The 25629-nt window shown below is 51.8% G+C and carries 14 protein-coding genes; 3 read left to right on the top strand and 11 right to left on the bottom strand.

From position 1 onward, the window contains the following. Positions 1-147: 147 nt before the first annotated feature. The 5 genes from P8N76_12445 to P8N76_12425 form a co-directional block, all read right to left on the bottom strand. Entirely contained in the window at positions 148-2412 is a 2265-nt protein-coding gene (locus P8N76_12445; protein ID MDG2382471.1) for an arylsulfatase, read from the bottom strand. A 414-nt stretch (positions 2413-2826) separates the two neighbouring features. Further along, positions 2827-4083 (bottom strand): transporter substrate-binding domain-containing protein, encoded by a 1257-nt coding sequence (locus P8N76_12440; GenBank protein MDG2382470.1) that lies wholly within the window; start codon positions 4081-4083, stop codon positions 2827-2829. 724 nt (positions 4084-4807) lie between these two features. Next, positions 4808-5632 carry a formylglycine-generating enzyme family protein gene (locus tag P8N76_12435; protein ID MDG2382469.1) on the bottom strand — a complete coding sequence of 275 codons (825 nt, stop codon included), beginning with the start codon at positions 5630-5632 and terminating at the stop codon, positions 4808-4810. Further along, positions 5629-6972, bottom strand: coding sequence for a DUF1501 domain-containing protein (locus tag P8N76_12430; protein MDG2382468.1), 1344 nt, complete (start codon positions 6970-6972; stop codon positions 5629-5631). Before P8N76_12430 ends, P8N76_12435 begins: the two co-directional genes overlap by 4 nt. A 595-nt stretch (positions 6973-7567) precedes the next feature. Then, the gene (locus P8N76_12425; protein ID MDG2382467.1) at positions 7568-8482 is read right to left on the bottom strand and encodes a hypothetical protein; all 915 of its coding nucleotides are present in this window, start codon (positions 8480-8482) and stop codon (positions 7568-7570) included. An 830-nt stretch (positions 8483-9312) separates the two neighbouring features. Here P8N76_12425 and P8N76_12420 point away from each other — a divergent pair. Further along, positions 9313-9828: a hypothetical protein gene (locus P8N76_12420; protein MDG2382466.1), complete on the top strand. Its 516-nt coding sequence runs from the start codon at positions 9313-9315 to the stop codon at positions 9826-9828. 32 nt (positions 9829-9860) lie between these two features. Here P8N76_12420 and P8N76_12415 read toward each other — a convergent pair whose 3' ends face one another. From P8N76_12415 to P8N76_12405, 3 genes are all read right to left on the bottom strand, one after another. After that, positions 9861-11432 carry a hypothetical protein gene (locus P8N76_12415; GenBank protein ID MDG2382465.1) on the bottom strand — a complete coding sequence of 524 codons (1572 nt, stop codon included), beginning with the start codon at positions 11430-11432 and terminating at the stop codon, positions 9861-9863. Positions 11433-12578: 1146 nt separating this feature from the next. Continuing rightward, on the bottom strand, positions 12579-13736 hold the full coding sequence (locus P8N76_12410; GenBank protein ID MDG2382464.1) for a hypothetical protein: 1158 nt from the start codon (positions 13734-13736) through the stop codon (positions 12579-12581). A 616-nt stretch (positions 13737-14352) separates the two neighbouring features. Beyond that, positions 14353-15663: a PEP-CTERM sorting domain-containing protein gene (locus tag P8N76_12405; GenBank protein ID MDG2382463.1), complete on the bottom strand. Its 1311-nt coding sequence runs from the start codon at positions 15661-15663 to the stop codon at positions 14353-14355. A 1128-nt stretch (positions 15664-16791) separates the two neighbouring features. On the opposite strand from P8N76_12405, the gene P8N76_12400 reads away from it, so the two are divergent. After that, a complete protein-coding gene (locus tag P8N76_12400) occupies positions 16792-17106 on the top strand; it encodes a hypothetical protein (protein ID MDG2382462.1) in 315 nt (104 codons plus the stop codon). A gap of 558 nt (positions 17107-17664) precedes the next feature. On the opposite strand, the gene P8N76_12395 is transcribed toward P8N76_12400, so the two are convergent. The 3 genes from P8N76_12395 to P8N76_12385 all read right to left on the bottom strand — a co-directional run bounded on the left by P8N76_12395 (position 17665) and on the right by P8N76_12385 (position 22620). After that, positions 17665-19122 (bottom strand): neutral/alkaline non-lysosomal ceramidase N-terminal domain-containing protein, encoded by a 1458-nt coding sequence (locus P8N76_12395; protein MDG2382461.1) that lies wholly within the window; start codon positions 19120-19122, stop codon positions 17665-17667. Beyond that, a complete protein-coding gene (locus P8N76_12390) occupies positions 19119-22100 on the bottom strand; it encodes a neutral/alkaline non-lysosomal ceramidase N-terminal domain-containing protein (protein ID MDG2382460.1) in 2982 nt (993 codons plus the stop codon). Before P8N76_12390 ends, P8N76_12395 begins: the two co-directional genes overlap by 4 nt. A 145-nt stretch (positions 22101-22245) precedes the next feature. After that, positions 22246-22620, bottom strand: coding sequence for a YdhR family protein (locus tag P8N76_12385; GenBank protein ID MDG2382459.1), 375 nt, complete (start codon positions 22618-22620; stop codon positions 22246-22248). Positions 22621-23363: 743 nt separating this feature from the next. Here P8N76_12385 and P8N76_12380 point away from each other — a divergent pair. Then, on the top strand, positions 23364-25629 hold a 2266-nt coding region (locus P8N76_12380; protein MDG2382458.1), incomplete at its 3' end, for a leucine-rich repeat protein.

Here is a 25629-nt window from a genome sequence, read left to right as displayed (position 1 = left end):
CGAAATCCCACCCGGTGCCGGGATCACTACGGAGGCAACAGCCGCCCCGAACACAGCCAGTCACAACCTCTCGCCAGCCGAGCACTCAACGAGAATAGCATCGAACCTAGCCGACCTAGGCTGGGACAAAACCTGCTCTCATGTCCTTTAATCGCAGGGGCCAAAACGAAGCGTCGGACCGACCGGCGCGCGATGGCGGGAGAAGGACTCATCCAGGTCCTCGAAGGCCGGAATGCTGGTCATGTTGCGTGGGCTTTCAGGACGGACGAGGACGCTTCGCCGGACCTGAACGTCGGGATGAACGAGCGGCGGTAGGCCATCGAACGCCACTGGATCATGAAAGGGATCGCCATCGCCTGCTCTTGTTGACATTAGCAGCACATAATTCGTGTTCTTCCTGATCCTAATCGTTTTTTTCAAAGGGAAATATCGGAATGAATTGTGCAACTGGCCAGCCTGTCCCGCGGCGATCTTGATTCGGGCGATTTCGATGGGTTCGTTCGCTTCCAGTCGCATCAATCGCAGGACGTGCGGGGCTTTGACCTGCCGGCGCTTGTCCTGAGTCCTGAATCTGGAAGGTCGATCATTGTCGTGGTCGCGTGGAATATTGCGCGCGGCTCGGATAGGCCGATCAGCGTCATGATCGTCCCAAATGCCGAGATGGGTGACCTGTTTCGATCCACTTCCATCTCGCAGCCGGAATTCAAATCCGATATGGCCGGTGACGTCGTTACGCAGGTTATGCCAGCCAGGGTCCAGAAACAATTCTGGAACCGATGGTAAATTTAATTCTCTGGCGTGACCACGGTTGTGAATTTCCAGGAGTGTTTTCGCCATTTGAACGGCAACGTCGTTCGATGAATTATTAAACGAGTCGCCGTCTTCATAAAGGTTTTCCTCCAGGTTATGGAGCAACATCGGACGGGAAGCGCCGCGTGCTCCCTGTGATGACCATGGTGCCCACGGCATGACGAGACCACCATCGACGATGAGCTTATAGGGCCCCTGTCGAATCGCCAGGGCGTCATTGAGATAAGGTGGCCCCAGATGGCAGAAGAAGACACGCGGGCGGGTGTCTGGTGTTGGAGGAGTTTCTTTCCAATAGGCGAAAACATCGCGGCTGTCCTGAGCTTCATCGGGGGCAAGGGAATGGGAGACGATGTGAGCGAGTGTCGCATAGATGTCGGTCAAGGTCACGATGGATCGATTTTGTTTTCCACCATCGAGAACTGCTGGCCATGCAACAATAAATGGGACCCGGATGCCGCCCTCCCAGAGTTTCGCCTTTTTGCCGCGTAGGCCGCCGCTCTCCTGATTGCGGCCGAGGTTGTCACCCTTGTTAGGCCCGTTGTCACTGGTAAAAATGACAAGCGTGTTCTCGATCAGTTTGTGCCCAGGCCAGCGGGGATCGTCAGTCGATTCCAGCTTCTGCAAAAGCCTCCCCAACACCCCATCGTTCTCCAGGACCATATCTTCGCGATCGCCAGCGTCCGATTTGTCGGAGTAAACACTCTGGCCTTTGATTGGTGTTCCGGCGATTTGGTCCGGAACCGCATAATCTCCATGAGGATTCCGTTGAAAGTGATTCGCATTCGGCGCGTAGTAGAGAAAAAATGGTTCTTCAACTTTCGTAGACTGACGATCCAAAAAAAGCTCGGCTTCACGAAGGTACAAGGGACCCAGGTTTCGCAGATCCCAATCGGGTGCAGCAAGGATGCGCCGCTCACGTTTTTCCATACCAATCCTCTTCATCCGGCTGCGGTCCGTAAAGGTGAAGCGATCATTCCGGATCAAGACACGCGGCTCAGTATCGAGCGAATCTTCGGTATTTCCCGGGACCCCGAAGTATTCGTCGAAGCCGTGGTGAGTTGGCCCGTCGAGCAGCGGCTTGGTAAAGTCCACATCGCGAAAGTAAAAATCGTCGGCCGGTTGACCTTCGCCATCGTCAAATAACATGCCCACATGGTATTTTCCGATACCAGCCGTTTGGTAACCGTTTGCCTGCAGCATTTCGGGTAGCGTCGTCAAGTCTCGCTGGATCATCGGCGTATTCGGACCGTGGGGCAGCCAGCCTTGATATTTCAGGTAGGATCGATGAGCATATCGACCGGTCAACAGAGAATATCTTGTCGCACTGCACATGGAAGCGGGCGCATAACCGTCGGTAAATAACATCGCCGAGCGGGCAAAGCGTTCAAGATTCGGCGTCTGCAAGGTCCTTTCAATTGGAGGTGCCCCAGGAGTGAGGCGAACCCCGAGATAGGCGCTGGTGTCTCCGATCCCCATGTCGTCGACCATCATGATAATAATGTTGGGTTTCGCCGGTCGTTCCGCTGCCTGTAGCTGACCGACAAAATTTTGCGTTAGAAGAACCACAACAACCCATCCCAGGATGCATATCTTTGGCATCATTCTGTCCTGCATCGTCTTCATGGATGTTGGCTGGACGAAATCCATCACCTCGCACTGCTTGCAAACCTCATGGTGCACCCGATGAATTAAGCACGTCATCATGAGCTTTGGCGTCGGCTGCAAGTGGGGCAAGCTCGATGTCCGCCTTGAGCTCATAATTCTCAATTGCCTTTCCAGCATTTACGAACGCTCTGCTAAGAGTCGAGAACTGTCGTTCAGGGACTTCCGTTCTTCGAAGGCTGTATCTACGCTTCTCAAGGCTTCTGGAAAACGAGTTTCGAGGCTAGGCTGCCGCTTCCCTGTTGAAGTGATTGGGTCCACGGCGTCAACACGCCAGAAAGGGAAGCGAACGAAGTAGCCAGCCGGCTCAAATTGCGCAAAAATGGCTCGCGTGCCCGTTGATCGCATCGTCCACTAATTAAACCACCACTTTTTGATGCGAGCGTATCGCGACGGATTCTCCTCCATCATTTCGAGCAGTGCAACGTTCACTTTCTTTCGGTACCGACTCTTCGATGGAAATGCGATGGCATAGCCATGACCCGCGAATGTGAATTCCCCCAAAACCAACGACTTATCGCGTCGGCTCAGATGGTAGCGCAAGATGGAAAAATCGTGAACGAATCCACTGGCCCGCCCATCTTTTACCGCCGCGAAAGCTCCGTCAAGATCAGCGCATTCCAAAAGATTGACGTGACGAGATGCCATCTGCTGTTTCCCAATCGAATCAGACACCACGGCCACAGTTTCTCCATCGAAATCTCCAATCGCACGAATGTCTGAACGAATTTTTTTCACCGTCAGCGCCGACGTGAAGGCCCCCACCGCAGACCCGAACAAGACGACGCCAACGAGGATCACCAAGATACTCAGCAGACGACTTAAGATTTTACGGGGCACAAAATCACCGTAGCCCACCGACGCCATGGTAACGACTTCCATGAGTGCTTGGCCGACACCAACGTACCAACGGTCGTTAAACGAATTTTCCTCGCCACGCTCTGTCCACCACACTAAATTTGCACACACGAGGAGAAAGCACACCATGAGCAATGCAACGCTGACGAGTTCCCGGGAAAAAAACGCTTCCAGTGCCGGTATAAAGCCGCTCTGACGCCGCGTCACAACGCCCAATCCACCGTTAAACATCGGCATTGAGAAATCTAGTTGTCGTTCACGTTGGCTCGTGACCGATGTGGCAGCGATCCCGAGCTCAACATCGCCTCGAGCAACCGCATCGAGATGCTCATGAATGCTATCGTGAACGACGTACTCAACTTCATCCAGCAGTTTTAAGTCGGCCAGGACCTCATGAATGATGTCGATGGAGAACCCAATCAATTCGTCAGAATTCTCGTCGCGCATCACAAAGGGCGGTGTAAGCTTGACGCCCACACGAAACGATCCCTCCTTGAAATCCGTTGCCTCTGCTTGGGATGGTATTTCACTGGCAAGATTTTCGTCGCACAGGCTCGGTACGACCCAAGCCCCGAGAGTGAACAGCAAAAGCAGCCTGCAACCTAGCAAAGTGTCAGACAATGGATTCCCCAGATTTCTATTTCCCAGGAGCACATTTTCGCTTTCAGGACCCAAGTGTACGCCAAAACGGCCACCGATGGCTAGCTCGAGGTTCAGCTTGTTGATTTCGGCTAACTTTGGCAAGCCAGGCACAGGAAATCTCGAACCCCACTAATCGTTTGCTCCCGGTGCCCAGTCGAAACGAAAGACCAAAACAAAGTAAATTATTTTGAACCCTTCGCGGCGAAGGACATCGTCAACGATACCATTGAAAAGATAACATGTGCAAACCACCGTCCCAGCGGCTTAACCGATCACTTGTCCCTCTTTTATTCATCGGCATAGCAGAATAAATCCAGCTCACATTTGCCTTACTTTCTGACGAAAGCCGAAGTCCTCCATACCGATTGGACTTGGTAACGTCCGGAACACATTATCGCTCGAGCTAAGATCGACACGACAATGATCGGTGTACCGATCTCTGATTTACTGGGTAATCGCGTGGGCGTTGATAAGATCGGTTGTGGAACAAAATTTCCACAACGCCCACCCGCTTTACCGAGAGTGGAGAGTATTAAGGGCTGTCCTAGCCTCTCGAAAAGTCGCTCGCCCTTACTGATAAAATGGTACAACTTTGCCCGAATGGCTGCGGACGCAATTCGATCGATTTCCGAAACATCAACACTTCATCTTCGACTAATTAGTCATTCTTGATGTGATGAAGACGCTTGTAGAAGCCGCGTATCGCCCATGCAAGACAGGCCAACGTCGCCTGAATTCGGCGAGGTGAACCGCTTGCCGAAGGGAATTTCCGAACAGGGTCGTTTTTCGACATATTCGAAGGCGGTGAGGATTAACGAGCTTTGCCTCGTACACCTTACTCCGAATCAACACGTTGCCTTTTGCCGAATTCCGCTATCTCCGACTCGAGAGCATCAACCACCATTCGAAATCCGGCGAAGCTCACCTTTTGGTGGGGGACACTGAAAAACCTGGTGGTTGTTCGAAGCGACTCCGCTTGGTAGACCCAACAACCGCCGCGCATGATTCGATTTGTCCCTTGCGCGGCGCCCCCAGGATTTGCTTGTGGTTTTCCAGACCCTACTTTGTAGTCCGCGCCCCAATCGGAACACCACTCCAAGACATTTCCAGCCATGTCCAACAACCCGAATGGGCTCACATCGCCCGGATGCGAACCGACGGAAGCCGCTTTGCCACCCTTACCATACACAAGTCCGTAAACGGCGCGTGTGCGATCCGGCTGTTCATTTCCCCAAGGATAGGTCCGCCCGTCTGTTCCTCGAGCGGCGAATTCCCACTCCGCCTCGGTCGGTAGCCGACCACCGGCCCACTGGCAATAGGCAACCGCATCGGTATAGTCAACGCCAACGATCGGTTGGTGGTCGCCATTGTAGAGTTCTTCGTTCGAAAAATCCGCCTGACGATGACCGGTCTCGGCCCGAAACCGGCCATACATACGATTGGTAATCACAGTCTGGCTGATCCAAAAAGGGCTCAGTTGCACTTGATGGGGTGGGCGCTCATTAGAATAGTCCAGGCTTCCCATGCTAAAATCACCCCCCGGAACCAAAACCAGCGTGCTACCATCCTGGACATGGGTACGCGTGCGTGTTACTTCAGTGCTTGAATGACGATCCATGAGTAACTCACCTTGGAGCGGCTCCCACCCCAACTCTTTCATGACAGTACGTCCGTAATGACCTTGCCCGTCGAGATCGGGATGGGACGGCCGAGTGGATCCTTGACTTGACTTGCCGGATTAATGCCGAAGCAATGCAAAATTGTTGCCTGGACATCCCACGGTCCCACCGGTTTGCTATGCGGAAAAGCACCGGTCCGATCCGATGACCCAAAAACGTTGCCACGTTTGATGCCGCCGCCAGCCATAATCATCGAGTTGACACCGGCCCAGTGATCGCGTCCACCGTCGCGGTTGATTTTTGGTGTACGTCCGAACTCACCCGCAGCCACCACCAACGTCTCGTCGAGCAGACCCCGCTGTTCTAAATCGATTAACAGCGCGGACAGACAACCGTCCAGCTTTGGCAATAGATAGCCTTTGCACATATTGAAATTGTTACTGTGTGTATCGAAACCGCCGTCACCCCGGTTTCGCCAATTCACTTGTACAATCGGCACACCGGCTTCCACAAGACGACGTGCCAGTAGCAAGTTTTGCCCGAAGGGATGGTCTCCGTACGCGGCGCGAGTTGTTGGTGATTCCTCTCCAATGGAAAAAGCATTTCGCATGGAAGAGGTGGCGAGTATTTCAAAGGCCCGTTCCTGGTGGGTCCCGAATGCCTGATCATCAAGAACATCGACCGGAGTCGACACATTGAGACGTTCCAACAGTTTGCGTCGTCGTACGAACCGATCGGCCGAGATGTCTTTCGAGGGTGACCAATCGTCAACTCGAAACCCGGGTTCATTGGCGTCCTGCTTGACCAGATAGGGTGCCCAACCAGCTCCAAGAAACCCTTCGTTTTGTCCAATCCCGGTCGATGTCTTGCCACCGACAAGAACGAAACCTGGTACGGGCGGCGTTTCCTTTCGAACAAAATTGATCAACGGACCATAGGCCGGATGGTCAGTTGGATCCGGACGCACAACGGTATTGGGTTGTGGATGTGGCCGACCGGTCATTAGAGAATAGAACGCGGATTCATGACCATTGTCTTCGTGCGTGACCGATCGCAGCGTCGTATACAGATGAGCAAGCTTTGCGAGTTTCGGTAAATACTCACAAACCTGAAATCCCGGAACCGTGGTCGAGATCGGTTTAAATTCACCGCGAACCTCAACGGGAGCATTTGGTTTCAGATCGAAAGTGTCCTGATGAGGTGGCCCGCCATAGAGTGCGAGAAAAATAATCGATTTCGCAGGAGATGAGGGGGCGGTTTTTCCTGCGATGGCCAATGACGAAGGTGAAAACGCAAGCGAGAACGCACCGGCTCCACCAATCGAAAGAGCTGTCCGCCGATTCACCGAATCAAATACGCGAATACCACGTCGTCGCGGCAAGTTGGCCCCTTTCCTTTTGAACCTGGGCAAGTTTGCCCCCTAGTCTAAACGAATTCGGACCGACGGGCCAACCTCGTCTGATAGACAAACATCGCATCTGCAGATTGGCCCTGGGAAAGCCGGCCAACCATGCCCGACACCCCTTCGTCGCCGCTCCTGGCGGCGGCCGGGGTTTACGAGTATTTCAACGAGAATATCGGGCAGCAGGAAGTTAAACAACTTCTTGTTATGTAGAGGATTGCGCCGTTTCTGCCCAACCATTCGCCGGTGTCAAGTTGGTCTCGATGACGAGGTAGATTCCGCCAACGCACCTCAGGATACAGAGGAATGCTCTGGTCAAGCAGTGCCTAGACGATTCGCGACGATGCTTCGGGATCTGCTATTGCCGCAAAGGATGCATTAAAACCAATGTCATCCCCTCGCCCTCCTGGGCTTATTTTGCCTTCTTTCGAAAACGGATCTGCACGGCGCAGAAACCTTACCTTTGAGACAACCTCCAACAACCCATTGCTTACCTGGCCTGCGCCCATCCAAGGCCTGATAGCACCATCCCCTACAGAACACCACGGCACTTTTCTACGGCGCACAACGGCCGCTAATTGTTGTCTGTAGATCGACGGCCCGTTCCGCGGTCCTTGTGTAAAAAGAAACTCGGCCATCTCTTCGGAAGCTTTCCTTGATTCTGCATTGTCAAAACCATTTCCATCATGTCTGGAAAATTCTTGCGGATCGCATTACGATTCCCTTTCAATCTCCATTCTTCCTTTCCAGGCGCATCAAAACCGTCACCCTGCCAACCGTCCATCACATCGGTCATTGCACAAAAGAAGAATTCGGGAACCAGACAGCCGCTGTGTGAAACACAGTCATCGTCATAGACGTAATGCTTCTTTGTGACAGCTTTCAGAGCCGCATGATGAGCAATGCTGCGCGGATTTGCATCAAGTGCGAATGCTTTCGGGTATTCAATTTCCCACAAATGTCTTTGAAGGAAATGAAACAATTCCTCCTGAATGTTACTGAGTTGTAATTTTTCACCATCCCGAAAAGAGCTCCACCCCTGGTGATAGACGCTGGGATGTTCGCCGTCGAATGACTTATACTTCGCCTTTTGCTCGGTAACGTAAAGCACTAAACGATTGTTGTTGTTGACCTTTTCTTTCCATTTGTTCCATAACTGTTCATCATCCGGCAAGCCGTTCTGATCATTGTCAATCAGACCCATTAACACATGAGCGATCCGCCTCATATCGGCTCTCTGCTGTTTGGTTTCGCCGACAATGGCAATCAGTCCCAGAAAATCCAGGTACTGGTTTCCCATTTCTTTTCTTTTTGGATAGGCGTCAACAAAGGAAGCAGGCAATGGACTTACGAAGGTGAAGTCCGTAAAACGTTCGGTTTTGGGATGAACATAACCGTCTACAAAAGAAACAACTTTGTCGTTAGCATCCATGACGGCGGGTGCCGCAAAGACAACCATTGACACAATGATGATGTGAGTCGTATGCATGTTTGAATGTGCTGTTGGGTTTGAGGGCGGATCGGTCGCTACGGCGCAAAATCAATTATCCACCGTGACTCAGCCACAGACAATCCGAATCCGGACTATTTCTTAGCGCCTCGATGAGTCACGAAGATTACGGAAGATCGCGGGTCGGGATCTGATGCGGCGTCGAAAGCTGTCGAAGTGATCACGGGGTGTATTCCTCGATCGCTCCTTCTTGACTATTTCTTGAATTGGAGTACACGCTCTGCCCTTATTTATCCTCCACTTGCGCAACGTCCAACAAGCCAATTGCACCCACCATCAATCACATCTTAGTCCAACGCTTTGATCCACCTTCCGCTTACACCCAGAGCACCACGCCTGAAACAAGCAAGACGACCTCATCAACTAAACAGGTATTTAACGGGCTTCCTTTCCGTACCAATCGGCTCATTAGGGGAGTGTCAGATCCATCGATGCGATAAATCACTAAGTCCCTGAACGGAAGAAAAAACAAGTCACGACTTTTTAAGTCGAGGCATTCACACCAAATTGACGAGATCACATAAACTGACAGTCCATTCAATCTTCTTGAACTCAAAGGCCACGTGGTGAAAGGACTCGGAATTCTACTTCTCGTTGTTGGTTTGGCTTGCTTTGCAACTGAGTTTTCGGGGCTCGTTGCGTAGACAGCCCGGCTTCCCACCGAGCCGACGACAACAGCAATTTCGAATGTCATTGGAGCCAGGCGATTGCTCATGTACGGCGTCGGCAGTGCGAGCATCCTTGGGGGAGCAATCACTCTGATACTCAGCATCAAGAAATCGCGTCAACAAACGCCACAAGAAACAAAAATGGATATCCGAAAATCGATCGTCGTCATTTTTGTCACGGCAGTAATCCTTGCTGGCATGATTTTCGCCGGCATTAACTTCATGACGCGTCAGAGTGTTGACGAAGGATGGGCTGCAAAGGTCATCAAGGAATCAACCGATCTTCAACTTTTGCTCGAGCGATTCCACGATGAAAACGGCGAGTTCCCAACGTCACTCAATGAAATAGACAAGGCTTACACGCAACCAACGGAATACTTGACTCGCAATAGCGACGCACCTGAAACGGCCAATTGGTACTACGATCGAATCGGTCCGGACGATTACCAATTGTATGCTACCGCCTATTCTTGGGTGTCGTATTTTGACGCAATGGTCTACCGCAAGTCGGCGAGATTTAACGAAGCCTGGTTTGGCAACCGAACTCGATCAAACACGCAAGAGATTAAGAACTGGCGGTATATCCGAGGATTCTCCAGTTACGAGAAGCAGCATTACTTTGATGCGGATGGCAATCCCCACCGACACAGCCCATAAAAGCAGGCCCGGAAAAGGTGCCCGATACGTTTCTAGCTATTCGCCCGCAGCGAACTCTGCGTTGACTCGTTTTCAACTTCAAGTGGCGGGTCACGGCGGTGAAGCAAGAGCGCACCAAAAATCAACAACTCAGAACAACGCAAGAATATCCAGTTGTTGGTGTGTCGTCCGCCATTTGGTAACGTAGCCCACGGATAACCGAAGAACACGAAATTGAGCGAAAAGTAGACCACAACGCTGAGAATCAAACCGTAACGAGCATACGGTAGACCACGTTGCCCCTGGCGTCCTCGTCTTTCGAAGACGAAAGCCACAACGGCCATCACCGCCAAGGGAAAGATAAACAGCAAGAATCGATCGGTATAAGGGTGAACCTTGTCCGTTATTTTATAGGTGATTCCGGCAATCGGGACTGCAACCAATGGAAGTGAGAACATGTAGGGCCAAATCCGACCGCTAAGAATGCCTACCAAGGGAATGAGCCCCATGCCCAGCGGATAGTCTCCTAACAATTCAACCGAGTCGTGGCGCGGCACACTCCAGAGGAAGAGCAACACCGCGTAAATAATAATAGAAACCCATTCCACGTACGGATTCATCGCAACAGCGTCGTTGGCGTTTGTGGCGCTAATATGCTTTCGATTGAACCAAAGCCCCAACCCAAGAACAAATCCCAACACCAAACCAAACGTCGTCTCCATCATATTCCACCAATTCCAGCCCATCAGACTGAAAAACTTTTCGGGAAAAATAGCAGGTAACGCTGTATGGAGAAAAACGTCAAATTCGGTCAGCCAATTCGGTGTCCAAGAGTGTTTTGCCTGAAGAGTTTGGCCCAGCGTGAATCCAAGTCCTCCGGCAAGCACTCCAAGCAGAGCCATCCTGAATGCGAGTCGATCTTTTTTGAAACATCTGACATAGGTCACCAAACCCACAAACGCCGCCAGTAACCCACCCCAGAGTTCCGGTCGAGGATCCATCTTGAGATTCTCAGGCTCCCATTTCCAGTGATCCGAAAAGTAGATCCACGGCAACGCTCGATCGCCAGTAGTCACCTCGGGAAAGAAGAACCACGCAAGCTCGCGATCCGTCCCGGGCACGTAAGGACGATTCAACACTTGGATGCCAAGAAAGATCAAGAAGAGTAATGCAACGTAGATCGCTACTATTTCCTTCCAACGGTATTGCTTGCCACCCAGACCAATGCCTAGGAAAGCACCCCCGAATCCGATCCAAAGTCCGCCCTTCACAAAAAGCCCCACCATTCCCCATTGATAAGCAGCGTCATTACCAACTAACGGAGTGTCGTGGGTCAAGCCGACAGTTTGACCATAGGTCATTGTGCCGCCGAACGAGAAGCCAAGCGCCGTCAGCGCCACCGCACGGGCAGCAGTTAGCGACGATAGTCGTTGGGAAAAAAGAAAGACCAGCACAAAGCCGACCAGGACTCCGGGAACCATTGCTCCCCATTCATGGCCGTACTGACCTCGAATCCCCCACCCCATACCGCCGGCAGCGGCGCCCATCAGTGGAGCGGCAAACAGCAACACTACATCATAGGAGGTTGCATCTTGAAGGCGGGGTGCCGTATCGATTTCCTGCATCGCCTGGCCTCTACATGAATTGTCGTATTAATACGGACGGGAATCAATTCGCCGCGACGGGTAAGCATCGTCAATATTACCTCATCGTCACCTCACAAGATAGGACAACCGAGGCACGCTTACCCCCGCTAAGCAGACACGCTAATAAGGATACCTACCCTATTTTGATTTTGAAGCCAGTCAAAACAACCCAACCACGGCGACACGCGATACCAAAATCGCCAGCTTCCAAGCCAATCGTTTCACGTCAGGGACTAACCCCATGCCGTGTTGCACTTCCATGGAATCATCTGATGAAAATTCAGGTCACGACGGAATGGCTCCTCGCGGTCATCAATACGGCTTCGAGCGATACCGAATCGCTATCCGAGATCAGCGAATTGCAGAATGATATTCTCTGAACCAACATCACTGGTCACCTGAAGGTTGTTGGATATCGTCAGGTGACGGCCGGGCAGGGTGAATGCGTCGATTATTGAGGCTCCATGGCCCCAAACACTCCGCGATCCCTCAGCCAAATCGCCCTGACGAGTTGACGGCCCGAACCTCCCTTGCTGGATGTGAGCACGAAGAATAACGGACTATCAGATGGAGCCCGTGATGTTGCCGATTGACGCACAGATCGCACTTTGATGACCGCCGTCAACTTCTGCCAGCGTCAATACACAAAGGGGCACGAACCGGCAAAAGCAGGTCAATCAAAGAGATAGGTTTTCACGAGCTACCTCATGAAAAAGATTCGTCATCCACTTCTCACTGTTTCACTTCTAAGGCACATCGCGGAATTCGATCTAGAATGAAACGAACGGTAACCGGCCGACGAAGCACCCGTCGTGCGAATTCACAATTCCACTCGTCCACTAAGAACGTAGGCTGCAAGTGGATATCAAGTCGAGAGTTGTTTGATGGCCGTTGCCATCATTCGCTAAGCAAAGACGATTGTGGGTGAGTCAATAAAGATCGCCTCGATTTCGGGAAAACCGAACGGTTACATTGCAGAAACATCGAGAGTACTCGACACCCACAAAAACCAGACGGCGAAATCCCAGAATGGCTCCATCCGACGTGACAAGCATTGCGCCGATCCCAATCCGGATAGCTCATCTCAATCGTTCTCATCGGGTCCGTCGAAAGCTCATCGCCCTTTTAGAGAATGGACGACTCTGTACTAGCCTTTGTCCACTGCAAGAAAATCTCTTGGAGCCGCTGTCCGACTTGGACTTCCTCGTTAGCTTGGAGATTGATCGCCGAAATTAAAAGACCGTCCGATCCCGTTCCATAAACGCGTCCCGTCGCAATTGCCGTTGTACCGTCTCGTAATTCTTGGGCAAGCATCTCATTCGTCAAACCGAGTTGGGTCTCATTCCACTTCAACAATAGATGAGGAAAGTGATTGGCGACCGCCGGCGTCACGTAGTTTGCCTCGAGGCCGCTGATATCGCGAAGCAATGATTCAATCGTCCGCAACTGCTTTCGGCAGCGATTTGCGATGTGATTTCCATGCGTCGCGCCCTCAGCCAGAAATAGCTCAAGTGCCCTCCAAAGAGCAATGATGTCTTCCTTGGAAACTTTAGCGACCCGCCCGACCGCACCCTCGTTTGGAACGGCATTTAGTTTGGCGGCATCAATCAACCGAGCACTGCCAACCAAAAGACCGCTACTTTGTGGACCACGAATCGCCTTGCCGCCGCTAAACGCAACCATGTCGTATCCCATTTTGTTGAATCGCCAAAGGTTGTCGACTGGCGGAATGTCAGCGGCCGCGTCCAATAATGTCGGAACCCCGTGCTCTTTCGCCCTCTCCAACCAGGCTTCATGTGGAATCGGTGATTCCGGCTCGTAGACGTTGTAACTCATCATCAGCACGGTGCGGTCCGAGAAGCGTGAATTCAGTTCGTCCTCCGATGTGACCTCAACAATCTTAACTCCACAGGTCTCGAGCTGCCGATCGTAAAGGTCGCGGTGAGCCTTCTGTCGAATCACTTCATAGGGCTGGCCATCAGCTGCAACGCAATTTTCCAGCGGGAATTGCTCATCGCGGAGGGTCAAAGCGCCCGCCAGTCCGAGTAGGATGCTACTCGCGGCCCCCCCGGTCACCAAGGCCGATTCGACTTGGAGCATTTTTGCGATGCGAGTACCGACACAATCTTGTAGTTCTCGGAGGTCAACAAAATGTTCTGCAGCCTCCAGCCATGCCGTCCTGACGGGGGCGGGCATGAGTGAGCCTCCGAGTTCAGTGAAAGTACCCGCTGCATTGATAACGGGCTTTAGACCCAGCGACTCGTAGATGCTTGGCTTGTTCAATTTGGCACCTACTCCTTTATGCCGGAAAGAACATTGCAAACCCCAATCACCCGATCGGACTCAGTCGCTGTTTCATCAATGTGGAATACCGGAATGACACGAAATCAAGAGACATCGACTGCCGAAAAACGGAACCTGCTAAAATGCTGGTTTTATCCGTTCCCCAACAAAAGCAAGAGTACAAACGATATTCAACTTCGGATTTCGCAATTGTAACGTGGTTCAAAACTCGCCGCAATAAATCGTAATTTGTCACGGTTGGGTCGGAGCGACTCTTGCTTAAATATTGACCCGCAATCCAGCTTTGAACTCACAAACGGGTCGAGACTGCGACCGGGACGCCAAGCTCGTTCCCAGTCGTGCACTTACCAACGCCACTCCCCCAGCCGCCGCTAACCACCAACACCACGCAAAACCGACAGCCTTGGTTCGTCGGCAACCTTCCACCACCTCGACCATTTCCCAACATTCTCGTAAGAGGAAATAACCTGCGCACTCGCAAGTATCTCAGCTAATCGGATGCTGTTTTTTGGACGAGCAATCACGAATAAATTTCGCAAGACGCAGCGTTTCATTCCGATTGAGGATCGCACACCGCGTGATAGCAACTAGCGGCTTAGCCGGATTTACGACGCCGGAACAACAACCACAGGGTCGTTCCCACCATCAACAGCAGACCCGTCGCGGGCTCTGGCACTGCGATGCTTACCTTTGGGCCTTGTTCGTACCCACCATCGGAAAACGCGGCGACCAAGTCACCCGAACCAAATACGAGATCCGCGTTCCAATCACCTTTTGCCCAAGTCGCCACGCCACCTGTCTCGTATCGACCGCCAGAAAAGACAGCGACGAGGTCACTCGAATTGAACTCACCATCCAAATTGGCGTCGCCAATCCAGGTATGCAATATCCTCTTGTCACCAACATAGAAATTGAGGTCCGAGCGGTTGACACTGCCATCAGTGTTCACGTCGAATTTAGAATCGGTATCTCCGCCCGCGATGGCTGCGGACAACATATCAATGTCACCTACCCCTAATTCGCCATCGAAATCGAAATCGAGTGGATCACCACCTGCGATTAACCCGTCGAGGTCACTTATCGTCAACTCGGACTCCAGCGAAAATACAAACGCGTCTAATGATGACCCTCGTTCACGTGTAGCAATCGAAAAATCTAATGCGATGCCTGTATCTTCAATCGAGTAGCTTGCGTGACGATTTTCCTGCGAATCATCCGAGAACCTAAGCTTTTGCCAATGATATTGGCCTTCCAAAGAAACGGCTTCCCGCTCGCATTCGTCCTCTGGAACTTGCCACAATTCTTCTTCCGCAATGCGGCACCCATCTGTCGGCAACACGTCGACTATTTCCTCAGCCGTGAAGTCTCCGCCCACGTTTCTCCTTAGCGAGGACTGTCCGGCGCGCTCGTCACGAATTTCTGGTTCAGGCCCGGCCGGATCATCTTGGAGATCAAAGGGGGGAAGATAGATCGAATCCTCGTGACCGTAATCGTTCCGTCCGAAGATTTCACGCATGTCGTAAGACGAATAACGTAGATACACGAAGTATTCGCCCGGAGTATCAAAGGTCAACTCCCACCCCACCTGGTCGGCAAAGTCGCCTCCGCCGACTAGATCAAAGATCGCCTTTCCACCCGACATATTGGCGTTCGCCGGCGGAACCATAATCGTTCCAGGATTCGAACCGTGCAGTTCAACTTCTTGCGGATCCGACGGATCGATGATCATCCAGCCGGTTCCAAAGTTGTCATCTTCGACGAAATTAAACTCGTCGAGCGTAAAATCCTCTGCTTCAAATACCAAATAGTTTGCGCCGGGTGCCTGCACCACCTGTGCCGTGGCGTTCGATGCGAGGCCAAGGGCGACAAATACGGCACAGCAGAACGATAAGGGTTGAAACGTCATGCTAATATTTCTCCGGCAAGATGATCGAATGCTCAAAAGTCTTAACTCCAAGTATCGCGTCACGGAGTCAACAAAGAGATAGTCTAAGAAGCTTCGCAATAGCTTGCAAGCTTTTTCAAAGGAATATCAATCCTGTTACTGCATCGTCAATCAAGTAGAAACCCTCAAAAACGCATGACATCAGGGTTGATGTACAACTGTTTATATCCGAAAGAAGAAACGGGCTCTTTCATAGATCGTCTTCAGGCATGGGTTGAGCGATCCAGTACACGATCAGAATGCTTTTAAAAAACGCCGTCGCGAAAATACACGATCCACGTCGGCGCATCGAGGGGACCGTATTCGAACGTGAGGTGCCAGGTCGAACGAACTGCAGGCTGAAAACCAATGATGCTGCTACATCAAATCATCGCGCTTCAACACCAGCGAACAAAAAAACCGATCATCAACGTAAAAGCTTGCAGCGACCTGCAAGCAAGGGCACCAGAAACAAAATCGGAACAATACCCCCCAAAAAAGTCATCGAATCTTTCGTCGCCCAGCCTTATCACCTCGCGAGAGCATGTTCTTATCGTGTCACCACTTTTTTTCAGATCCAGTCGATTTCCAGGATCCGTAGGATTCAAAACAGATCGCGTTTCGCATGGGCCTCGTATGTGTTTGCGAGTCGCTGCAAATTATCGTGTGTACTTGCTGCGCCCAATTTTGGGTCCGCGTCAATTACGTGTCCGCAGGCAAACCGGTCACGAACTCTCTATCGCACCCCACTCTTCGTCACCAGCACCGAAGCGACCGGGTTAAGTTGCCCCCACCCAACCCTATCAAACCGTTTCGTCCAACACGAGCGAACGACGCTATCGAGAACGCATCGATTGCCATCACAGAATGCAAAAAGTTCAAACAGCCGCCATTGGATTGAACGAAAACAAGATGGACAGGACACGATCCGATCAGGTTACCCAACAACCCGATCATTACCTCGCAGACAAAATCGTTTAAACTTTGCTACTTGATTTGCGGGAGAATATCCTGGAACGCATCAATAAATTCTCCCAAAGAGTTTCCCACCGTGAACGGCACGTCGCGATACTTTTCATCGACAACACCGACCACGTTTGGACTCATCCTATGCTCAAGAGATCTCTTACTGCCGTCACTCTTTGCTTGGTGATCAGCTCAGCCCTTCAAGCGAGTTTTTTTGTACCGAGTGGTTTAGAAGCTGGCGACACCTTTCAATTAGTCTTTGTAACGCACAATCTCCGCGACACCACCTTGACTGATATCGCCGGCTACAACACTTTCGTTCAGAATGAAGCATTGACAAATGCTGCCCTCACGGGCGCTGACGCAACCCAAGTGTACACAGCCATTGCAAGTACGAAATTTGTCAACGCCAAAACCAACGCGAATGTATATGGCCCGGTCTATAACATGGCAGGGTAACTCGTAGCCAATGATGCGGCTGAAATGTGGAGCGGCAACCTTCAGGCGCCGATTAATCGCACTCAGTACAATGGGGAACAAGGGGAAGGGTGGGCAGCAACAGGTTCACTTCTTACGGGCGACACCCAGTCAACTGATTATCTAGGGGCGAGCTCTGTCAGATTTGGTCGTATCAATAACACGAACAGTACCTGGATTGATTCAGGGAGTAACCAGTCCCAGTCGAATCATTTACCTCTTTACGCGCTAAGCCCAGTGTTCACGACCCCCGTCCCTGAACCGGCATCGGTGATCACTTGGACGCTATTGGTTACCATCGGATTTGTAGGTCTGTGGCGGAATGGTCGCTGCAAAGCGGCTTAGTCGCACCTATCGAAATCTGAGAACGGGTTTCAAACACCCATTTGGTGAATCAGGTCATTCGGGCCAGTGCAGCCCTAATGACGAGCAGAAGGTTTCACCAATAAGCAGCTGAGTCTATGCACGACGTGTTTGAGTAACACCTCGCCTCGCGCAATCGTCGGTCGTGGTCCACGGAAACCGATCTATCATCAACGTTCAACGGCGATGGACCCGTTTCAAGAGCTCAACGGCCGACGACGTCATCACGCGACCGACCGCAGGTTGAAAGGGCGGATAATTCAGAATCCGTGGCACCTTTGCCGCCGCATACTCCGATCGATCATACGCCTTGGCATCCGGCACATAGCCGACGTATCCGTCCGCATAGCCAACGACCAACGTCTGCCGAAACGGAGAGTCTCTTTGAATTTCTAAGCCGTATACCGTGTATAGCTCCGCCGGATGAAAAAGTAGCGCAACATCGCCTAGCCTGATCGCCGCCAGGGTGATTGGCAAACTGCTTTTGCCCAGATTGTATTGAGAGGCAAACGTGTCATACCAATCTTGATCAAACAAGCTAATTCCTGTGTTCGCCGCTAGTTTCCCTTGATGAATCTCTCTGTTCTTCTGAAACAAGTCCATGTCAAAGGGAAGTTCGACCAGCTGTGTTTCCACGGCAAGTTGTTCGACAGGTTCCTCTACCGCGGACTCCACTGCCTCCACAATCGCCCCGGCCACCATCGTTGCAGTCTGTTCGCGTCCCACTGGATTAATGTCACCGATGTGGCCTTGGAGATAGGAGGGCGAAACATCGAATTGCCCACGGAGCAGTCGTTGCACCAAACCGGGCCAACCTGGCCCCGCGGCACTGCTCGCGCCATAGGTGACTGGATGAGCCGAAAAGTTGTACCAGAGTAAATTGGGCTTTGCTTCAGCACGTTCGAAATGCAGGACATGAACCGTCTGATCGAACCAGCGATCCTGTTCGTTACTCTTTGCAGTGAAGTCGATATCCGGTCGGGCTCCCTCACGAACTGTTCGATTCACATTTGCTCCAGCGGCGCGAGCCTTCCCAACAAACAATCGAGTTGGCGTTTGATCTGCACGGGCCAACTTTGACGCTTTGACCATTGCGTTAGCAACAGCCGCTTCATACTCGGGGTTATTGTCTCCCCAGTGCCGATTGAAAGCGATGCTGGGCATCGAATGCGCGTGCGTCGCGCAGATACGAATATTTTGCGGAGGGATCTTGAAGGCGTTTCCAATCCGATTTTGCACATCACGCACCATCTCGAACGATACATTGAGCATATCGAACGAAATAATGACAGCCGTTACCTGGCTGTAACTGATCACGATCGATCTTACTTCCGGCGGATAATGTACGCTCGTGGTGACCCGCGGACGGGTTGGGTCGCTGTAATGAAATCCGCCTAACGCCGTACCACGCGGTGGCGAAATATCGACGACGCCTTCACCAACCAGCAACATTGGCGTAGCGGCGCAGAGGTTGCCAGCCAACAGGGCCATTAACACAAGTGACGTAATCGGCTGCCCCAGCTGTCCGGCGAAAAGACGAAAGACGGCATGAGAATCGGAACCCTCAAAAGACCAACCTGCGATTTGATCGAGAACCGCATCAGGCCGTCTGCACGATGTATCGATTTTTTTCACGGCTTTCCAACTCCCTTGGCTGCGTGCTGTCGACGGTACCGCGGGCCCAACTGATAGTGGACTTCGTCGACAATCTTATCCTCTACCCCTGGCAGAAACGGCGCCGCCCAATCGTGAAAAATCATGGCGCCGCCACCCTCATAGCCACCTTCTCGCAGTACGCGTTCCGAGGGGATATAGCAGGGTACATCGTTCGCATAGGAGTTGATCCAAACGCGTTTTGAATCGATACCACGCTTCAATCGCAACGCGTAATCGACGACGACTTCCCCCCCCAAGAAAACAATGGCCAATTCATCCGCAAACGTCCAGGTTTGCACGGGCAAGGGCACCCGGCTTCTGATCGGCTCACCCTGATCCAATCGCTGCAGATGTACACGAGCGTGATAGCCCACGGTGCCTCCTCGCTCGGAATTCTGCTTGGCGCGTTGCTCCCATTCCGCGCGACTGGGAATTGCGGCCAATTGTAATTCGACGGTCGAGAAGCGGGTGTCCAATTCGCCGGAAATCGGACTCAATCCATATTGAATAAGTCGCGTGGCTTCTCGACCAATTTCCTGACCGTGTGTCGCCGCAGTTTTGTCCGAGTCTTCACCACCGCGGGTTGGATTGGCATCCGCCCCGCACCCCACCGAAACCAGCGCGACCGCGCCCGGAAACGCACGTTGGATTTGCTCCTGAGCGTATCCCGCCCAGTCGCCGCTCACCTTGTTGTGAGAAAGGGTAGTGCAATGGCAGGCATAGCTCACATAGACAGCAAAAACCTTTCCCGCACGATCCTTCGCAACCAAAACGGGCAGGTCGTGGTCCACCGGACCCCCTTTCGTACGTCGGTTCTGAGCGAACGTAACGTTGCCTTGTGCTCGAAACAAGCGTGCGGGCTGCAAATCATTCCAGGCCTCGATAGCAACTTTTTCGAGCTTGCCAGTAAGCTCCTCGGTATAACGCTCGATGCGTGTTCGATGGCTTTCTGGTAGCGGATGGCAATAAAGTGTCTCTGACATACGCGCCAACATCGGACCGCTATGCGTATGCGTTGCGGTGATGGCAAACCTGTCAGGTTCAAGGCCAATACGCTGCTTCAACCGTGAAGCCAATTCGTTTCTCAAGTATGCCGGAACAAGACAGTTATCCAGCGTGATCAGCAACACGGGCGCTCTTTGCGGACTTTGAATCACCAAGGCCTTCGCCCAAAGTCGCTGGACGATCCCTTCCGACTCCGTGCTACGTCCCGAATAACCACGCAGTCGTATCGGATATTCGGGAGTCACGTCGACAGCAGCAACGCCGACCTGATAAGTGGTGTTCTCCTTGGCTTCGACCACGGCCAGCTTATCTTGACTACCGACCTGTCGGCCAACAACATCCTTCACGGGATGCAGGGCAAACCAGCGCTGGGAACCGCTGCCCAACGAACGGACGCCCACACGGACGGGCTCTCCCTCGCTCACCAATTTAGGTGACACGGTTAAATAGAAGAATCCGGCAGCATCTTCCGAAGAGGTCCAGGTCGGATAAAACACGAGCGATGCGTCAGAATCATCGCTTTGCCAACGGGTGTACTCAGCGGTAACGTCAAAACGCAGTTTTTCCCGCCCGTTGATATCGAGCGCATATCCTTCGGTTGTCGGCTGCGAGCGAAATCCGATCGCTCCTAAAAACACAAAGTGCAGTGGTTCGCCTGCCGTCTGGACCTTGTTCGTCGGTGGAGTCAGCCAGATTAGCTCTGCCCCCACCTTGTTCTGACGAAGATGGTGATTGGGCACTCGCTGGCCTTGATAGTTGTACCATTCATCGGAATCACCATCGTTGCTAACTAACGATGCAAATCCTTCGCCCGCAACCTGCTCTAAATGCCGAATCTTTCGCTTCAGCAGCGATGCACGCAGACTGTAGCCGACAGCTGACGCAACCTTGCTTTTCGCGTTACGGGCCGGATGAATCGTTCGGGTCGCTGGGTCATACCAAGCGCCAGTCGTCTGCCCATTCAGCGAGATGGGCGGTATTCCATCGGTATCCAGCGAACGCTTCGCCGATAGCAACCTCGATGACCATCCTGTTTGCAATGAGTCAAAGAGGTGAACCGAGTAGCTGTCGCGATCGGAAATGATCAAATCTTGATCGCCATCCTCATCCACGTCCACAAATCGCAAACCACCGTCATTGCCATCGCGGTCGATCATCGCAGCCGCATCAGGAAGTTTGCAGCGACTTTTCACCCAATGTTTCTTCTCACCGTTCCAACGAAGCACACCGCGACGCGTGGGTCCGGCCGCAACAAGCTCGCAACAACCGTCATTATCGAGATCCAACAACCGAACCCCGTGTTTCGAGTCGGTGAACAAACGCTGACCATCCAACATAAGTCCGCGAGTCAAGTGATGCGCGTCTCGCCAACGTCCATCAACGAATTCCCACGCACCGGACATTCCAACGCTACGGACAATAATCGTTGTGGGTCCGCCACGTTCAGTCATTCCCCAGAGGACAGAGTGAGTGTCAACCTGAACCGGAAACGGGACAATCGTCCAATCCTTGTCGACATCCGACCAAACGAGTGTTTCGGCTCCATCGCCCCGCGAGCGAATCAGATCAAGTGCCCCGTCACCATTGACATCTACAATCACATTCGACGCGTCACGAGCGACAAACTGAATCACCGTATCGGCGCCAGTACCTTCGTTGTACTCACGGAGAATACGTTCCACAATTTCATCGCGTCGACCGATCCGGGAAAGATCGACGAGCAGAACGTCTCCCAATTGATGCTCGGCCTGCCACCGCGTACCAATCTGTCCTGGCAGCGATCGACTGATGAGAGTCTGGTCAAATGCGTGCAAGTAACCAAACGGATTACCAGATGCCGGACGCTCGACCGATGTCACCTTGTCATCTTGGTCCGTCGCGCCAAATCCCACGGTGCCGCAGCAAAGCAGACTCATCGCAGCAACAAGGCAAGCAAACTGATTTTTTCCCATTCGCGCACCCGTCAAAAGTTCTCAGAAGTCGGAAAGCCGCCATCGGTATGTGTTGATGCCACCATTGTAGACCTTGCTTAAAGCAGCGTCGGCTGAAACCCACGACACACACGAATTTTCTTCCTCAATCATGGAACGTTCGAAATCACGAGACTGGATTCAAATCGTTAATGATTTCACCGGTCACATAATTTTCTTCGATTGTGTTTTTCGTGAAGTCTGGCAGAGCCTTGTATTTTTTATACGTCAGATCACTCACATCTGGATTTCCGGCCCACTCTTTCAGGATCGGCGAAGCCAAGAATGCGTCTAACGATTCCTCATTCGTAAAGAAATAGATGCCGCCATATTCGTTTTCGTCAGGATTGGCTAAACCAAATTTCATCCCCAAGCCCGGCACATCCTTAAACACCTTGCTCAATGCGCCGTCCTTGGTGATCTCCACTAAATCATTCTCTTCACGCAAGTCATATTTATAGTTCACGACGAGAATACTGAGCTTTGATAGTTTACCCTTCATGGTCAAAACCTCCTTTGCCATGTGTTGACGGTTTCCATTGGTTGCCACAAGAAATCACATTTTTTGTCAGCCCATTGGTTCGGCCCTACAACAGTTTTTTCATTGCAGACAGGCGGGGAGTACTCGCCGAGCAGGCCATGACCACGAACAAGCTCACACTCGCGCGGACTTTATTGTTTCGCCATGACACGATGCTGGCACTGGCACCCGCTATTTTTCGCTTGACATTTTAGCGGCTATGAGCCGCCGATTAAACATTTCCTAAGGGATGTTTCACCAGCCAACACGAAAAGGTGCGGCAGAGAGCTATTCCCTATCTTCTCGCATTCCCTCAATTGTCATTCCATCGATGGATTTCATCGTTGCCGACTGGTTCTACCTTGGTGCCGATATCGATCCAACGAGATCATCCACCCGCGGGCTGGCCTACGGCTCACTTGAAACCACGCACTCACCAACGGCACCCGCTCCTTTCCACAGCCGAACCGAAGCGAATTAGCTTAGCGGCACAATGTGCACTTGCGCGATCGATATAACGTCCCACGATGTAAAATGGACAACTCACAATTCACAGCCGCGAACCACGAACCGCGAACCGCGAAAAATACATCTCAGGAGCCACATTCCCGTCGTGACGTTAACTCGCTAATCAGAATATCGTTGCGTGGAATCTCATTTTCGGATACACATCAATGGTGTGTTGCGATGAACAAATCGAGATCCCGGGGGGGAGACTGCTTAGAATGATCCACGCCAAACCTACTTTCACTCTCATCGTTTGCCTTGCCATCTGGCTATCTGGTACACCTCTGGCCGTGGCGGTCGACACCGATGGCGACGGCCTCCTCGACTTGATCGATCTTCCTGGTTATGGGTTGGGCAATTTCAATTACGCCCAACGAGGGGTTCAGGACCTAGATGGAGCTACGCAGCTAACCGCAGCAAGAGATCTTAGACTAGAACGTAATCGAATCACGAGTATAGAAAACGCCGACTTCCAAGATTTGAGCGGCTTGGAAAGTCTTCATCTTAACGACAACCAAATAACCGCCATTAAAAGTGGAGCTTTCAACGGGCTGGGTAACTTGCGATTGCTGAAACTGCAAAACAACCCAATCACCAATCTTGAGAGCGGTGCATTTTTAGGCATGAGTAACTTGCCATCGCTTGAATTGCAAAATACCCCCCTCACCAAGATTGAAAGCGGAACATTTCTCGGGCTCAACAATTTGAAATCGCTTAATCTTCAAAGCAACCAAATCACAAGTATTGAATCTGGTGACTTCCAAGGACTCACCCGGTTGACGAAACTTGAAATCAACAACAATCAGATCAACCGCGTTGCAGGTGGGGCTTTCCGGGAAACCCAGTTACAAGAACTGCACCTGAATGACAATAACATCGCCACGATTGCATCCGGTAGTTTCCTGGGGCTTAACAAGCTACGAACACTCGACCTCCAGAACAATCCAATCACCAACCTTCAGAGCGGAGCCTTCCAGGACCTGAGTAGCTTGCCACATCTTGACTTGCACGGTAATCAAATCGCTAGTTTGGTGGCCGGGACCTTTCAAGGATTGAACAGATTAACAACACTTCAGTTACAAAAGAATCAAATAAACAGTATCCAGCGCGACACTTTCACGGATCTCAACAACCTACGGACGCTCAATCTGGAAGACAACCAAATCAACAACATTGAGACCGGAGCGTTTCAGAACCTAAATCTGCAAAGCCTTCTTCTAAGTCGAAATCGTATTGCCAACATTGAGAACACGGACATTAACAGCGCAACGATCTCTTCAACGCTTGACCTCGCAAACAACAGGATCACCCAAGTCGAGACCGGAGCATTTCAGACACAGGATAACTTGGCAACACTTTTCCTCTACAGCAACCAAATAGCCAACATTGAGCGTGGCGCCTTCCAAGGACTCGACAATCTCAGGACCCTTTACCTCTACAACAACAACCTCGACAACATCAAACCAGGGTCGTTTGAAGGGGCAAGGCGATTACAAAGGATTTCACTGCGAGCCAACCAACTCACCACGATTGAGCCTGGAGTATTCGAAGGACTCAACTCTCTAGACAAGGTACACCTGAACGACAACCAAATCACCGACCTTAATTGTGGATCGTTTCAAGGGCTTGGCCGGTTGAAAACGATCTACCTTAACGACAACGAAATCACCACGATTGACTGTCGGGCGTATCAAGGACTTGAGAGGCTAGAAACCCTTGACCTTTACAACAACCAAATAACAGACCTTGGCAGCAGATCCTTTGAGGCATTAAAAAAACTTAAAAGCCTTAATCTGCAAAACAACCAGATATCAAACCTTGAAAGCGGAACTTTCGAAGGCTTGAACCAACTGACGACACTTAACCTTAAAGACAATCCCATCGGCAACGTTCAGAACGGTGCTTTCCTTGGCCTGAACAACCTGCCATCTCTCGACTTACAAAACAATGAGCTAACCAATCTCGTAGCCGGTGCATTCGACGGACTAAACAACCTCTCGACGCTTAACCTCCGAGGCAATCCCATCACCACCATTGAAAATGGGGCATTTCGAGACCTGCGCAACATGACCACGCTTGACCTGCGTGACACTCAGCTCACCGATTTAAATTTTTCACAAGCTGACCTTCGCAGCATCAAGGAATGTAACACGCTGAAAAATGAAGGAATTTGTTTTCCGGACGGCACAATCCGCAGCTTACTGCTGGACGACACGATCTTCAGCCTTGAATCCTGGCTCGGACTGACGCTGAAAACGCCTTCGATTACGGACGCTTCTCTCCTTGGCCTGCGTTTCGTTGACGCGAAACCCGGCGGCCTAACGGCGTTACTGCGAATCGACACGCTCGACAACTTGACGGTCGACGAAGGGATCTACGAAAGCTATACCGACGAACTGGATGCTTTTGCGGTCGAAGCTGGAAACACCTTGTCGGTCGTCTTCTACGGCGACGCGAATCGCGATGGTAAGTTCAACAGTAGCG

The organism is Pirellulaceae bacterium (assembly GCA_029243025.1).
Lineage (GTDB): Bacteria > Planctomycetota > Planctomycetia > Pirellulales > Pirellulaceae.
This window is presented reverse-complemented; position numbering and strand designations above follow the sequence as displayed.